Below are 14,994 nucleotides of genomic sequence, written 5' to 3'. Positions count from 1 at the left end.
GGGAGCGGCGTCAGGCGAGGGCGAAGTAGCGCAGCCAGACGTACAGGGCCGCGAGTCCCACCGTGACGACGGTGACGACCAGGCCGTACTTGGTGAACTGCCAGAAGGAGATCGGCTGGCGGCTGCGTTCCGCGATGCCGAGGACGACGACGTTGGCGCTGGCGCCGATCGCGGTGGCGTTGCCGCCGAGGTCCGCGCCGATGGCCAGGGCCCACCACATCACGTGGTCCCCGCCGCCGCCCATGGACGCCACCAGGTCGGAGGTGATGGGGGCCATCGTGGCGACGTAGGGGATGTTGTCGACGATGCCGGAGAGCGCGGCCGAGGCGCCCAGCAGCAGCATCGAGCCGCCCATCTCGTTGTCCCCGATGGTGTCGGCGAGTGTGGTGGAGATCTCGCCGATGACGCCGGTCTCGATGAGGCCGCCGATCATGATGAACAGCCCGGCGAAGAAGGCGAGCGTGGGCCACTCCACCTCGCGCAGGACGTCCCCGGTCTCGGCGGTGGAGATCGCCACCAGCAGTCCGGCGCCGAGCAGGGCGACGACGCTGGGCTCGTAGTGCAGTACGGGGTGCAGCACGAAACCGGCGACGACCAGGGCCAGCACGATCAGGCCCTGCACGAGCAGGCGGGGGTCGCGGATGGCCTCGCGCTCCTCCAGCGCCATGACCTCGGCGGCGCGCTTCTCGTCGTACTGGAACGAGCTGCGGAACAGGAAGCGGCACAGGGCGATCAGGACCAGGATGAGGATCGCGGACAGCGGGGCCATGTGGACCAGGAAGTCGTTGAAGGTCAGGCCCGCGCGGCTGGCGATGATGATGTTGGGCGGGTCACCGACGAGGGTCGCGGCGCCGCCGATGTTCGAGGCCAGCACCTCCGCGATCAGGAACGGCGCGGCGGGCAGCGCGAGGCGTTCGCAGACCAGCAGGGTCACCGGGGCGACGAGGAGGACCGTGGTGACGTTGTCGAGCAGGGCCGAGGCGAGCGCGGTGATGACGACGAGCATCACCATGACCCGGAAGGGTTTGGCGCGGGCCCGCTTCACCGACCAGATGGCCAGGTACTCGAACATGCCGGTCTTCTTCAGCACGCCGACGATCATCATCATGCCGAGCAGCAGGAAGATGACGTTCCAGTCGACGCCGGAGTGCTCGGAGTAGAAGGCGGACTTGTCGTCGGTCGCCCCGATGGCCAGCATCAGCGCCGCGCCGCCGAGGGCCGCCGCCACCCGGTGGATCTTCTCGCTGATGATCAGGGCGTAGGCGCCGACGAAGACGGCGATCGCCGCCCAACTGTGCCAGTCGTTCACGATTCTCCGACGTGTCGTGTCCTCGGGCGGCGGCCGGATCGGCCACCGCCCTCCGTGCGGGGCTGGTGCGGAAGGGTCAGGCGCCGACCCGGGCGCCCTGGTCGGTCCTGTCGTCCGGGGTGGTGCGGGACTCCTCGTCGCCGCCGTCCACCCCGGCCAGGTCCTCGACGTCGAAGAGGCGGGCGATCGGGACGTCCGTGGAGCTGTGCGCGATGATCGAGAAGGCGATGCAGACGGCGATCAGCGTGAACGCCTCCTCGCCCTGCGGGATACCGGCCTGGAGCACCAGCAGCCCGTACACCACCGAGGCGAAGCCCTTCGGCCCGAACCACGCCGCGACCAGCTTCTCCCGCCGGGTGAAGCGGGTGCCGAGCAGCGACAGCAGCAGCGACGCGGGCCGGATCAGCACGATGGCGAGGACCACCGCGACATAGCCGCCGAAGGACAGGTCACCGAAGAGGGACGGCGTCAGCAGCGCGCCGAACACCAGCAGCGCCGCGAACTTGGCCAGCTCCGCCAGCGCCTCCCCGAGCGGCTCGAACGCCTCCTTCGACTCCGTCGAGTAGGCGGTGAGCACGGCACCCGCGGAGAACGCCGCCAGGTACGGGTTGGCGTGCGTCAGGTGGCAGGCCGCGTACAGGATCACGCCGATCGCCAGCGGCAGCAGCGGCTGGAGCTTGGGCTCGGCGCCCAGCAGCCGGAACCGCACCAGCGTGATCACGGCCAGCGGCAGGACGACGCCGAAGAGCAGGCCGAGCACCAGCTCCAGCAGGATCGTCGGCAGGTCGGACTCCACGTGCCCGCTGGTCGGCCCGGCCGCGGCGAGGAAGATGAGCACCACCGGCAGGGCGAGCCCGTCGTTGATGCCGCTCTCCACGTTCAGCAACTGCCGCAGCTTCGACGGGACCTCCTTGCGCCCGACGATCGCCGAGGCGAACACCGGGTCGGTGGGCGCGAGGACCGCGCCGACCAGGAACGACGTCGTCCAGTCCAGGCCCACCAGGAAGTGCGTGAGCAGCGCCATGCCGACGAACGCGATCGGCATCCCGAGTCCCAGGGCGCGCGCCGGGTTCTTCCAGTTCTCCCGCAGCTTGGGGAACGAGACGTGCATCCCGTCGGTGAACAGCACCGCGAACAGCGCCAGGTCCGCCGTGACGGAGACCAGCTCGCTCTCCGGCGTGATGTGGATCAGCCCGAGGAACCCGTCGCTGACCAGGGCGCCGCCGACGAGGAAAAGGAACGACGTCGACAGGACGGTCCTGGCGGCCAGCCCGGACAACAGCACCGCGATGAGCAGTGCCACCCCGAAGACCACGACGAGCACCATGGTGAACCCCCGATCGGCAAAGAGACTTCTGTCAAGACCGCCGACCAGGCTTCCCGGCACACCGCTGGGAACCCTACACGGTCCTTACGCGGCATTGACAGGGGTCCCGCGCGCACTCCGGGCCCACGCTCGTTGCCGGGTTCCGGCATGGTGCGGGACCGTGCCCTGCCGTACCGGGGCCTGACCGCCGCGGTGCCCGGGTCGGCATCCTGCCGTCATGGTCACTGCGCGACACACGGTGCTCGTCGAAGCCGTACCCCGTCCCTGGGCCCTGACGGCCCTCGCCCTCCTCGACGACCTGACGCGGGACACGCGTGCCGAGTCCGGCCGGGTGCTCCTGCCGGACGGGACCGCCGTCCCCGACGTCCGCCTGGTGACGGGACGGCACCTGCGGCCCGGCGCGGTGTACGCCGACGACGAGGGCGCCACCCGGGTCACCGTCCGGGAGTGGAACCGGCGCGGGGTACGGCTCGGCCTCGACGCGAGCTGGCCCGACGGCGCCCTCCGTGCGGAGGGCGCGCTGCGCGGCCTGGACCGGCCGCGGCTGGTGGAGGTCTCGGGCGAGCTGGCGGGCACCGGCCGCTGGCCGTCGCTGCTGCGGGTGCGCGGCCGGGCGCGGCTGCGTCCGGAGGACTGGTGGGCGGCGTTCGACCACAAGCGCCCCCCGCGCGGCGCCCCCGCCCGCGCCCGCCTCGACCACCGACTGGTCCGCGCCGACGCACGCGCCGAGCCGGTCCGCCACACCCCCGACGGCCACTGGGAGGTCCGCGTCACCCTCTCCCTCCGCGGACGCGGCCCGCTGCGCCCCCTGACCTCCCTCGCCCTGCACCTCTTCGGCGCCCGCGTACGACGCTCCGTCACCCAGGGCCTGGACGACGCGGCCCGGCAGTGGAACGCACAGGTGCCCGCACTGGTCGCCGGGGACCCGGCGGACCTGCGGCGCAGGCTCACCTGACGCCCCCTGGGCGCTGACCGGCACCCAAAACCCGGCGAACACTGCCGGGAACCGGCAATGCGCGGCGGCCTGTTCGGCGGTCAGCATGGGGTGCGGCAGGCACGGTGATCGGTGTCGATGCCGTAGACCGGCAGTACGCACGGGAGAGAGGGCGGGTCGTGGGGACGTTTCTGGACGCTGCCACGGGGCTGCCGACCCTGCCGCTCACGGCCGCACTGGTCGTCGTCGGCTGCTTCTGGCTGCTGGCCGCCCTGCGGCTGACCACCGTGAGCGCCTTCGACGCGGACGTGGACCTGCGCGGCTGGGGCCTGGACGGGGTGCCGGTCGCCGTCGCGTTCTCCCTGCTGACCGTGGTCGCCTGGGGCCTCTCCGTCGGCGCCGCCGTGCTACTGGCCCACCTCGTACCCTCCGGTGCCCTGGCGGGCGCGCTGCGGCTGGTGACCACGGCCGCCGCGCTGTACGTCGCCTGGCGGACCACGCGGCGGGCGGTGCGGCTGACGCGCCGTCACCGACGAGCGGCTGGGCGACGGCCAGCGCCGCCGCCCCGGCCCGCCGATCGCGCGACCGGCGCGCGCACCCACCCCCGCCGCGCCGCCTGAACGCCCCCCGCACCGCCGTACCGGCACTTCGCTGCCGTCACCACCCCGGCCGCCCGGCACCGCCCGACCGGCCCGGCTCTCCCCTGACCTCCTGAGAGGGACCCCGCATGACAACCGGTCTGGACACCGGCTCCTACGAGGTGCTGCGCGACCGGCTCGCCGCACAGGCCCGGGAACTGGCCCGGCGCGCCGAGCAGTTGAACGCCCGCCGGATCGAGGAGTTCGGCGCCACCCGCCTCGAACTCACCGGCACCGAGCGGCTCCGCACCGAACAGCCCTGTCTGCCCCGCGACATCGTCGCCATCGGCGGACACCTGCTGCTCGGCCGCAACACCTCCCTCGCCCGCACCGGCGAGCCCGCCGTCGCCGATGTCCTCGGCCTGTACGACCGCGACCTGAACCCCGCGCCCGACAGCGCCGTCCCCGGACTGCTCGACGACCCCGCCTTCGTCCGCGAGTTCGCCGCCCTGCACCGCTACTACCGGCAGGCCCGGCTGCTCCAACTGCGCCGCGTCGAGGGCAGACTGCTGGCCGTCTTCCGCACCGGCGAGAAGGCCGCCGACATCCGCGTCCTGCGCTGGGCGGTCACCGACGACGACACGGTGACCTTCCTCGACGCCCGCGGCGAACGCGACCACGTCCTGCCCGCCGCCCAGGACGTCGAGTGGACCCCCACCACCCGCGAGGACCACGTCCTCGGCCGCCACCCGCACGTCCGCGTCCAGGACGAGGTCTACGTCGACACGCTCGGCGGCACCCTCACCGTCAAGACCGACGACGACACGGAGACCGGCGAGGGCGTGTACGCCGAACCCGTCGACGAGCCCCTCCAGTCCCTCGCGGACGCCGACATCGCGCACGCGCGCGTGGGCCCGCTGATCCTGCTGCGCGTCCGCCCCTACAAGGAGAGTGCCGACCGCCACCTCGTCTTCAACACCCTCACCAAGGCCGTCGTCCGCCTCGACGGCATCGGCCGGGCCTGCCGCCGCCTCCCCGAGGACCAGGGCGTCGTCTTCCCCGGCGGCTACTGCCTGGCCAGCGGCGCCCACAAGACGTACGACGTCGACACCGACGGCCTGGAGTTCGAGCGCGAGGTGCGTTCACCCAACGGCGAGGACGTGCTGTACGCGTTCCACGCGCGCGTGCCGGGCCGCAGCCTCCTGCTGCCGTACAACATGATCCGCAAGGCGGTCGCCACCCCGCTGACCTGCCACGGCTGGGCGCTCTTCGACGACGGCACGCTGATGGCGCTGCGCGCCGCGGGCGACGAGCCCGCGCGGGTGCACCCGCTCCAGGTGTGGTCCTCCCCGTACGTCTCCGACACCCACGCCGCCGCCGCGCCCACCGGCGGCGGACCGCTCGCCCGGGTCGGCAACGCCGACCTCGTCCGCGGCATCTCCGACTGCCTGTCCCTGACCCGCGCCGCCGAGGACACCAGCCCGACGACCGAGATGTACGAGGCGCTGATCGCCGCCTGCGCCCGCGCGGCCGACGCCCACCACTGGCTCGACGACCCCGAACTCGGTGACCTGAACGGGCCGTTGAGCGAGATGCGGGACACCGCCGAGCAGGTGCTGGCCGAGTTCGAGACCGTCCGCACGCTGACCCGGCGGGCCGCCGACGCCCTCGACGAGGCCGACGCGCGGATCGCCGCCGTGGTGCGCCGACTGCGCGGTGAGGCACCCCGCGAGGCCGCCGCCTGGGTGACCGGGCTGACCGAACTGCGGCACGCCCTCGGCCACCTGCTGACCTGCAAGGAACTGCGGTACGCCGACACCGCCCGGATCGACGAGCTGGCCGGGGCGGCGCAGGCGGACCTCGCCGCGTTCGGCCGCCGCGCCGTCGCCTTCCTCGCCCGCGAGGACGCCTTCAGCGACCAGCGCCAGGACGTCGAGCGGCTCGTCGCGGACGCCGAGGCGCTCACCACCGCCGCCGACGCCGCGCCCGTCGCCGCCCGCCTCGACCAGCTCACCGACTCGCTGCGCACGGTGACCGAGGTCGTCGGCGGCCTCGACATCGCGGACACCACCGTGCGCACCGCCATCCTGGAGCGCGTCGCCGAGGTCCTCGGCGGCGTCAACCGCGCCCGCGCCACCCTCGACGCCCGCCGCCGCGCCCTCCTGGACCACGAGGGCCGCGCCGCCTTCGGCGCCGAGTTCGCCCTGCTCGGCCAGGCGGTCACCGGCGCGCTCCAGGCCGCCGACAGCCCCGAGGAGTGCGACGCCCGGCTCGCCGGGCTGCTCGTCCAGATCGAGGACCTGGAGTCCCGGTTCGCGGAGTTCGACGACTTCCTCACCCGGCTCACCGACCAGCGCGCCGAGGTCCACGAGGCGTTCGCCGCCCGCAAGCAGTCCCTCGCGGACGCCCGCGCCAGCCGCGCCGAACAGCTCGCCGCCGCGGCCGACCGCGTCCTTCAGACCGTCACCCGCCGCGCCGCCACGCTCCCCGACGCGGACGCCGTCGCCGCCTACTTCACCTCCGACCCGCTGCCCGCCAAGGTCCGCCGCACCGCGGCCGAACTGCGCGCCGCCGGTGACACGGTCCGCGCCGAGGAACTCGACGGCCGCCTCAAGGCCGCCCGCCAGGAGGCCGTGCGCGCCCTGCGCGACCGCGCCGACCTGTACGCCGACGACGGCCGCACCCTGCGCCTGGGCCGCCACCGCTTCGCCGTCAACACCCAGCCCCTGGACCTCACCCTGATCCCGCACGGCGACGGCCTCGCCTTCGCGCTCACCGGCACCGACTACCGCGCCCCGGTCACCGAGGCGGCCTTCCCCGGCCTCGCCGCCACCCGCCCCTACTGGGACCGGCACCTGCCCTCCGAGTCCCCCGAGGTGTACCGCGCCGAGCACCTCGCCGCCCGGCTGCTCGCCGCCCACGGCCCGCAGGCCCTCGCCCACCACGACGACCTGCCCGCCCTGGTCCGCGACGCGGCGGGGGCGGCGTACGACGAGGGCTACGAGCGCGGCGTCCACGACCACGACGCCACCGCCATCCTCACCGCCGTGCTCCGCCTGTACGACGCCGCCGGGGCGCTGCGCCACGAGCCCGCCGCCCGCGCCACCGCCCAACTGTTCTGGGCGCACGGCACGACGGACGCGTCCCGCGCGGACTGGCGGCGCCGCGCCGTCTCCCTCGCCCGCGCCCGCGACACCTTCGGACCGACGCCCGCGATCGACGGACTGCGCGCCGAACTCGCCGCCGCCATAGCGGACTTCGGCATGGGTCCCAGCGCGCCCGAGCCCGCCGCCGACTACCTCTTCGACGAGCTGACCGGCGGCCCCGAGGGCTTCGTCCTCAGCGCCGCCACCCGCACCCTGCTCGACAAGTTCCGCCGCACGGTCGGCTCCCCGGCCTACGACGACGACCTCGCCGCCCTCGACGACCTCACCGCCCGCCACCAACTGGCCGAGGCATGGCTCAGCTCCTACGCCACCGCCACCGGCACCCCCCTCACCCCCGGCGACCTCGCCGAGGCCGTCGCCGCCGAACTCTGCCCCGACCTGCCCCGCCACACCAGCGAGGCACCCCTGACCGCGACCGTCACCGGCCTGCTCGGCAGCCACCCCCGCCTCACCGACCGCACCCTCACCGTCCGCGTCGACGAGTTCCTCGCCCGCACCCGCGCCTTCCGCGAACAGGACACCCCCGCCTACCGCGCCTACCAGCGCCACCGCACCGACCTGGTCGCCGCCGAACGCGCCCGGCTGCGCCTGGATGAGCTGCGCCCGCGCGTGATGTCGTCGTTCGTCCGCGGCCGACTCGTCGACGAGGTCTACCTCCCGCTCATCGGGGACAACCTCGCCAAGCAGCTCGGCAGCACCGGCGCCGACAAGCGCACCGACACCGGCGGCCTGCTCCTGCTGCTCTCCCCGCCCGGCTACGGCAAGACGACCCTCATGGAGTACGTCGCCGACCGGCTCGGGCTGGTCCTGGTGAAGGTCAGCGGCCCCGCCCTCGGCCACACCGTCACCTCCCTCGACCCGGCCGAGGCGCCCAACGCCACCGCCCGCCGGGAGATCGAGAAGGTCAACTTCGCGCTGGCGGCGGGCAACAACACGCTGCTCTACCTCGACGACATCCAGCACACCTCGCCCGAACTGCTCCAGAAGTTCATCCCGCTGTCCGACGCCACCCGCCGGATCGAGGGCGTCTGGGAGGGCGCGCCGCGCACCTACGACCTGCGCGGCAAGCGGTTCGCCGTCTGCATGGCGGGCAACCCCTACACCGAGTCCGGGACCCGGTTCCGGGTGCCGGACATGCTCGCCAACCGCGCCGACGTGTGGAACCTGGGCGACGTGCTCTCCGGCAGGGCCGACGCTTTCGCCGTCAGCTTCGTCGAGAACGCGCTGACCGCCAACCCGGTCCTCGCGCCGCTCGCCGGACGGGACCGGGCCGACCTGGACCTGCTGATCCGGCTGGCCGAGGGCGACCCGGCGGCCCGCGCCGACCGGCTCACCCACCCCTACGCGCCCGCCGAGCTGGAGCAGATTCTTGCCGTGCTGCGCCACCTGCTGACCGCCCGGGAGACCGTCCTCGCCGTCAACGCCGCCTACATCGCCTCCGCCGCGCAGTCCGACGAGGCCCGCACCGAGCCGCCGTTCCGGCTCCAGGGCTCCTACCGCAACATGAACAAGATCGCCCAGCGGATCCAGCCGGTGATGAACGACGCCGAACTGGCCGCCGTACTCGACGACCACTACACCGCCGAGGCCCAGACCCTCACCTCCGGCGCCGAGGCCAACCTGCTGAAGCTGGCCGAGCTGCGCGGCACCCTCACGCCCGCGCGGGCGCAGCGGTGGGCGGAGCTGAAGGCCGCGCACGTCCGTGCCCGGGCGCTCGGCGGCGCCGAGGGCGAGCCGCTCACCAGGGCCGTCGCCGCGCTGGGCCTGCTGGCCGACCGGATCGCCGCCGTCGAGTCCGCCATCACCCGCGCCGCCGACCCCCGCAACGCGCTGCGGCGCCAGGACCGGTGACCGCCGTGCGGCCGACCCAGGGGCGCGGCCCGTCACCCGCCGCCCACCCGTCCCACCCCTGCCCGGACCGCCGCTCCGGCACGGTAGAAAGGACCCATGCCGGAGCATCCACCCCCCGCCGCGCACCACGACGACGTCGACGCGGTGACCCGTGCGGTCCTCACCGCCTCCCGCGTCCTGGTCGCCGTCTCGGCGCGGTCCCTGACGGCGGTGGAGGAACGGGTCACCCTGCCGCAGTTCCGGATGCTGGTCGTGCTGTCCAGCCGTGGTGCGACCAAGTTGGTCGCGCTCGCCGACCTGCTCGGGGTGGCGCCGTCCACGGCGATGCGCATGGTGGACCGGCTGATCGCCGCCGGGCTCGCGGACCGGCAGGTCAACCCGGCCAACCGCCGCGAGACCCTGCTGCGGCTCACCTCGGAGGGGCGGCGCACGGTCGAGGACGTCACCGCGCGGCGCCGCGCGGAGATCGCCGGGATCGTCGAGCGGCTGGCGCCGGAGCAGCGCGCCACGCTGGTCGAGGCGCTGTCCGCCTTCAACACCGCCGGGGGCGAGCCCGCGGCCGACGCCCCGGGTCCGCACCCGCTGGGCTGGACGGACGGCGTGGTGGGGCACGGCGTCTGAGGCGGTGCCGTGCCGAGGTGCCGACACGGGGTTTTGCATAATGCAAGGACGTCGTACGAGCCGAACGGCCGTCGCTGCCGGACCCCGGCAAGCGACCCCGAAGACCGAGAGACCCCGGAGGTGGGCAATGCGGATACGGCGTACGCTCCGCCAGCCGCCCCCGGTGGAGCCGCGACTGCCCGCCCATGTCACGGCCACCGTGTGGGGCCCGGCGGAGTTCGTCGGTCTGCCGCCCTGGCGGCTGGCGGCGAAGGGCCTGGTCACCGGCGTGCTGGGCGCGTCGGCGATCGTCGGCGCCGGGCTGGCCGGGGCCTGGACGGGGGTGCCGCTGCTCGGCAGCGGTGAGGCGGCCTGCTGGCCGTGGCCGTACTCGGCCTGCGTCTGGCGGTGCTCCGGGCCGGGCGGGCGCTGATCGGCATCGTCGCCGTGCTCGGCGTCTGTCTCGTCGCGCAGACCCCGCCGGTCGCCGCGGGCGTGGTGCTGGCCGAGCGCGGCCATGTGCGGTCCGCGGTGGTGGTGTCGGTCGAGCACGGCGACCAGACCGGCGACGGGGACGACCGCTACCTCTGCTCCGTCACCGACCGCGACGGCGACCCGCTCGGCGTCCCCATCTGGCGCGGCTGCGGCCCGGCCACCCGGCCCGGCGACGCGCTCGCCGTGGTGTACGACCCGGAGGGGCGGGTGCCGCCGCGAGGGCTGGCGGGCGATGTCGCCGAGTGGGGTCCGCTGCGCGGTCTCGCCACGACCGCCGTGGCGCTGGTCGCGGCGAGCGCGCTCGCGGTGGTGCGGTCCTTCCGGCTGCGGGCCGCCACCCACCGCTGATCAGGCGAGGGCGAAGTACCTCAGCCACACGTAGAGCAGCGCCAGCAGCACCGTCACGGCGGTCACGATCAGGCCGTACTTGGTGAACTGCCAGAAGGAGATCGGCTGCCGGTTGCGCTCCGCGATGCCGAGGACGACGACGTTGGCGCTGGCGCCGATCGCGGTGGCGTTGCCGCCGAGGTCGGCGCCGAGGGCGAGCGCCCACCACATCACGTGGTCCCCGCCGCCGCCCATCGAGTCCACCAGGTCGGAGGTGATGGGGGCCATCGTGGCGACGTAGGGGATGTTGTCGACGATGCCCGACAGCACGGCGGACGCGCCCAGCAGGATCATGGAGCCGCCGAGTTCGTTGTCGCCGATGACGTCCGCGAGGGCGGTGGAGATCTCGTTGATGACGCCGGTCTCGATGAGGCCGCCGATCATGATGAAGAGTCCGGCGAAGAAGGCGAGCGTGGGCCACTCCACCTCGCGCAGGACGTCCCCGGTCTCGGCGGTGGAGATCGCCACCAGCAGTCCGGCGCCGAGCAGGGCGACGACGCTGGGCTCGTAGTGGAGTACGGGGTGCAGGACGAACCCGGCGACGACCAGGGTCAGCACGATCAGGCCCTGGACGAGCAGGCGCGGGTCGTGGATGGCCTCGCGCTCCTCCAGGGCCATGACCTCGGCGGCGCGTTCCTCGTCGTAGCGGAAGGACTTGCGGAACATCACCCGGCACAGCCCGAGCAGGACGACCACCAGCACGGCCACCAGGGGCGCCAGGTGGACCAGGAAGTCGTTGAAGGTCAGGCCCGCGCGGCTGGCGATGATGATGTTGGGCGGGTCACCGACGAGGGTGGCGGTGCCGCCGATGTTGGAGGCGAGCACCTCGGCGATCAGGAAGGGCGCGGCGGGCAGCGCGAGGCGTTCGCAGACCAGGAGCGTCACCGGGGCGATCAGCAGCACGGTGGTGACGTTGTCGAGCAGCGCGGAGGCCACCGCGGTGATGACGACCAGCATCACCATCACCCGGAACGGTTTGGCGCGGGCCCGCTTCACCGACCAGATCGCCAGGTACTCGAACATGCCGGTCTTCTTCAGCACCCCGACGATCATCATCATGCCGAGCAGCAGGAAGATGACGTTCCAGTCGATGCCGGAGTGCTCGGAGTAGAAGGCGGACTCGTCGTCGGTCGCCCTGATCGCGAGCATCAGGCCAGCGCCGCCGAGCGCCACGGCGACCCGGTGGATCTTCTCGCTGATGATCAGGGCGTAGGCGCCGACGAAGACGACGATCGCCGCCCAACTGTGCCAGTCGTTCACGGTCCTCCGTTGAATGTCGCAAGGCGGGCAGGCCGCTGAGTGTCGCAAGACGGGCAGGCCGCACCGCACCGGCGGCGGCGACAGCGGCCGGACGGCCACGGCGGCGAGCGCCAGCGCGACCCGTTCCCGGCTCGCTGATCATGCTCCCCCCGCATACCGGAGGGAACCCTACCTCTTACCGCTCCGGGGCCCGCCGAGCGGATTCGCTCAGCTCGCGCCCGCGGCGCCGAGGAGCCGTTCCAGCAGGTGGGAGGCGGTGATGACACCGAGCAGATGGCTGCCGTCCTTCGCCTTGTCCACCACCGCCACCAGCGGGCTGCGCACCTCCGCCATCAGCGCGGCGACCTCCAGGGCGGTGTCGTCCGGCGCGGCGACGGGCGGCGCCGGGGTGGTCCTCGACAGGCAGTCGCGCACCTTGAGACCGGCCAGGGCCTGGCAGAGCCGGTCGGCGTGCCGCTCGTCGACCACGGACGCCAGCGTCGGGTCCTCGATCACGTACCCCGGCACCAGCACCTTGATCATCTGGGAGGCGGGGAGGATCGCCTTCGGCATCCCGCTGTCGTCCACCACCAGCAGCCCCGGCAGCCGGTGCTCCGCAAGCAGCCGCGCGGCGTCGATGGCGTCGCTGCCCACGCCCACGGTCTCGTACTCCACCGCCATGTCACGTGCGCGCATGGTTCGGCCCCACTCTCGTTCTCGCTGTCTCGGCCCGAAGCGTCGTGCCGACACGGTATGCCGACCGGTCGCCGTACGGCGATGTCCGGTGCCTGCCCCGCGCCGTGACGCTCCACGCCACCATGATCGCTGCTTCCGGGTCAGCTCAGTTCGGCGAACTCCTCCACCGCGTGCGTCTTGCCGGTGACGATGATCACGTCCCCGCGCTGGACGACCGTCTCGGCGGTGGCGTACGTGAAGTCCTCGCCGGAGCGCTTGATGCCGACGACGGTGACGCCGAACCTGCTGCGGACCTGGCTCTGCCCGAGCGGCACGCCGGTGGCGACCTCCGGGGCGACGGTCTTGACCAGGGCGTAGTCGTCGTCGAACTCGATGAAGTCCAGCATTCGGCCGGTGACCAGGTGCGCGACGCGCTCGCCCATCTCGTGCTCGGGCAGGACGACGTGGTGGACGCCGAGGCGTTCCAGGATCTGCCCGTGCTGGCGGCTGATGGCCTTGGCCCAGATGTTGGGCACATCGGCCTCCAGCAGGTTGGTGCTGACCAGGATGGACGCCTCGATGTCGGTGCCGATCGCGACGACGGCGCTGGTGAACTCGTTGACGCCGAGCTGCCGCAGCGCCTCCGCGTCGGTGCAGTCGGCGACCGCCGCGTGGGTCAGGTCGTCGCTGTACTTCTGCACCAGCCGGGCGTCGGTGTCGATGCCGAGGACGTCCCAGCCGCGGCGCATCAGCTCGCTGGCGAGCGAGGAGCCGAAGCGGCCCAGACCGATGACGGCGACGCGCTGGTCGCCACCGCTGCGGGCGGCGGCGTCCAGGCGGCGCTTGCGGCGCCGTTCACGCAGGGAGTGCAGGTAGTTAGCCAATGACGGGTCGCTCCTCGGGCAGTTCATAACGTCGGGTCCGCTCGCGCAGGGCGAGCGCCGAGACCAGGGTGATCGGACCGAGACGGCCGACGAACATCAGGGCGATCAGCAGCAGTTCCCCGGCCGTCGGCAGATCGGCGGTGATGCCGGTGGAGAGCCCCACCGTGCCGAACGCGGAGACGACCTCGAACAGCACGGTCTCCAGCTCCTGCTTGGTGATGGCCAGCAGGGTGAGGGTGGAGGCGATGACCAGGCCGATGCCGAGCAGCGCCACGGTCAGCGACTGCCGCAGCACGTGCGGGGCGAGCCTGCGGCCCAGCACCGCGGAGGTGGGCTCGCCGCGCACCTCCGCGAACATCGCGGCGGCCAGCACCGCGAACGTCGTCACCTTGATGCCGCCCGCGGTTCCGGCGCTGCCGCCGCCGATGAACATCAGCACACACGTCATCAGCAGGGTGGAGGCGTGCATCGCGCCGATGTCGACGGCGTTGAAACCGGCGGTGCGGGACATCGCGGAGTGGAAGAAGCCGTCGAGTATCTTCCCGGCGACCGAGTGCCCGCCGAGCGTGCCCGGGTTGGACCACTCCAGCAGACAGGTCAGCACGGTCCCGGCGACCAGCAGGAGCGCGGTGGTGATCAGCGTGAGCTTGGTGTGCAGCGACCAGTTGCGGCGCCCGGTGCGGTGCCTGCGCCCGCGGTGCCGCAGCAGTTCCAGCAGGACCGGGAAGCCGATGCCGCCCAGGATCACCGCGGCGGCGACGGGCAGGGTGACCCAGCCGTCCTGCGCGTAGCGGGTCAGGCTGTCGGCGTACAGCCCGAACCCGGCGTTGTTGAACGCGGACACGGCGTGGAAGTACCCGAAGTACACGGCGTCGCCGACGCTCTGCCCGTAGCCGTACCGGAACCGCAGGGCGAGGACCGCGCCGACCGTCAGCTCGACGGCGAGGGTCGTCCCGGCGACGCCGAGCAGCACCCGGCGGACGTCACCGATGTCGAGGCTCTTGGTCTCCGCCTGCGCGGTGAGCTGCATCCGCAGCCGCAGCCGCCCCGAGATGAGCAGCGCCAGCAGGGACGCCATCGTCATGATGCCGAAGCCGCCGACCTGGATCAGGGCGAGGATCACGCCCTCGCCGAAGCCGCTCCAGTAGGTGCCGGTGTCCACGGTCACCAGACCCGTGACGCACACCGCGGAGGTCGCGGTGAACAGCGCGGTCACGAAGTCGGCCGCGGCGCGCTGCTCGGTGGCGAACGGCAGCGACAGCAGCGCCGAACCGGCGAGCACCACGATGGCGAAGCCGACCACGACCGCGCGGGCGGGATGCAGGGCCAGCAGCGCCAGGCGCGCCCGTGCCCGCGTCGTCGATCCCGCCATCACTGCCTTCCCTGCCCGTCCGGTCCGCCGTGCTCCCCGGCCCGGCGCAAAGGACTCATCAAGATCCCGGCCGCACACCTTACCTGCAAGGACACCGGTCGACCGTGTCCTTCGGCGCCCGTCCCGTCAAGGACGCGTCAAGGCCGGGCGGGGGCCGTACGGAGGGCGTCAAGAAG

At 73.1% G+C, this 14,994-nt stretch carries 12 protein-coding genes; 6 read left to right on the top strand and 6 right to left on the bottom strand.

Going from position 1 to position 14,994, the window contains the following annotated elements:
* Positions 1 to 10: 10 nt before the first annotated feature.
* Positions 11 to 1,309 (bottom strand): ArsB/NhaD family transporter, encoded by a 1,299-nt coding sequence (locus tag ACFQZ6_RS03080; protein WP_381604794.1) that lies wholly within the window; start codon positions 1,307 to 1,309, stop codon positions 11 to 13.
* Positions 1,310 to 1,385: 76 nt separating this feature from the next.
* A complete protein-coding gene (locus tag ACFQZ6_RS03075; protein ID WP_381604793.1) occupies positions 1,386 to 2,636 on the bottom strand; it encodes a cation:proton antiporter in 1,251 nt (416 codons plus the stop codon).
* Between the two features lie 217 nt (positions 2,637 to 2,853).
* Between ACFQZ6_RS03075 and ACFQZ6_RS03070 the strand changes: the two genes are divergently transcribed.
* From ACFQZ6_RS03070 to ACFQZ6_RS03045, 6 genes are all read left to right on the top strand, one after another.
* A complete protein-coding gene (locus ACFQZ6_RS03070; protein WP_381604792.1) occupies positions 2,854 to 3,591 on the top strand; it encodes a hypothetical protein in 738 nt (245 codons plus the stop codon).
* A gap of 158 nt (positions 3,592 to 3,749) precedes the next feature.
* Positions 3,750 to 4,190: a hypothetical protein gene (locus ACFQZ6_RS03065; protein WP_381604791.1), complete on the top strand. Its 441-nt coding sequence runs from the start codon at positions 3,750 to 3,752 to the stop codon at positions 4,188 to 4,190.
* 107 nt (positions 4,191 to 4,297) lie between these two features.
* Entirely contained in the window at positions 4,298 to 9,166 is a 4,869-nt protein-coding gene (locus tag ACFQZ6_RS03060; RefSeq protein WP_381604790.1) for a DNA repair ATPase, read from the top strand.
* Between the two features lie 96 nt (positions 9,167 to 9,262).
* On the top strand, positions 9,263 to 9,787 hold the full coding sequence (locus ACFQZ6_RS03055) for a MarR family winged helix-turn-helix transcriptional regulator (RefSeq protein WP_381604789.1): 525 nt from the start codon (positions 9,263 to 9,265) through the stop codon (positions 9,785 to 9,787).
* Between the two features lie 127 nt (positions 9,788 to 9,914).
* On the top strand, positions 9,915 to 10,199 hold the full coding sequence (locus ACFQZ6_RS03050) for a hypothetical protein (protein ID WP_381604788.1): 285 nt from the start codon (positions 9,915 to 9,917) through the stop codon (positions 10,197 to 10,199).
* Entirely contained in the window at positions 10,148 to 10,609 is a 462-nt protein-coding gene (locus ACFQZ6_RS03045) for a hypothetical protein (protein WP_381604787.1), read from the top strand. The genes ACFQZ6_RS03050 and ACFQZ6_RS03045 overlap by 52 nt, the downstream gene beginning before the upstream one ends.
* Here ACFQZ6_RS03045 and ACFQZ6_RS03040 read toward each other — a convergent pair whose 3' ends face one another.
* The 4 genes from ACFQZ6_RS03040 to ACFQZ6_RS03025 all read right to left on the bottom strand — a co-directional run bounded on the left by ACFQZ6_RS03040 (position 10,610) and on the right by ACFQZ6_RS03025 (position 14,818).
* Complete coding sequence (locus tag ACFQZ6_RS03040) at positions 10,610 to 11,908, bottom strand: ArsB/NhaD family transporter (RefSeq protein WP_381604786.1); 1,299 nt, start codon at positions 11,906 to 11,908, stop codon at positions 10,610 to 10,612.
* Positions 11,909 to 12,115: 207 nt separating this feature from the next.
* Positions 12,116 to 12,583: a CBS domain-containing protein gene (locus ACFQZ6_RS03035; RefSeq protein ID WP_381604785.1), complete on the bottom strand. Its 468-nt coding sequence runs from the start codon at positions 12,581 to 12,583 to the stop codon at positions 12,116 to 12,118.
* 140 nt (positions 12,584 to 12,723) lie between these two features.
* On the bottom strand, positions 12,724 to 13,446 hold the full coding sequence (locus tag ACFQZ6_RS03030) for a potassium channel family protein (protein ID WP_381604784.1): 723 nt from the start codon (positions 13,444 to 13,446) through the stop codon (positions 12,724 to 12,726).
* Positions 13,439 to 14,818, bottom strand: a complete 1,380-nt coding sequence (locus tag ACFQZ6_RS03025; RefSeq protein ID WP_381604783.1) for a TrkH family potassium uptake protein — start codon at positions 14,816 to 14,818, stop codon at positions 13,439 to 13,441. The genes ACFQZ6_RS03030 and ACFQZ6_RS03025 overlap by 8 nt, the downstream gene beginning before the upstream one ends.
* Positions 14,819 to 14,994 lie beyond the last annotated feature (176 nt).

The organism is Streptomyces flavalbus, assembly GCF_042674625.1.
Classification (GTDB): Bacteria; Actinomycetota; Actinomycetes; order Streptomycetales; family Streptomycetaceae; genus Streptomyces; species Streptomyces flavalbus.
This window is presented reverse-complemented; position numbering and strand designations above follow the sequence as displayed.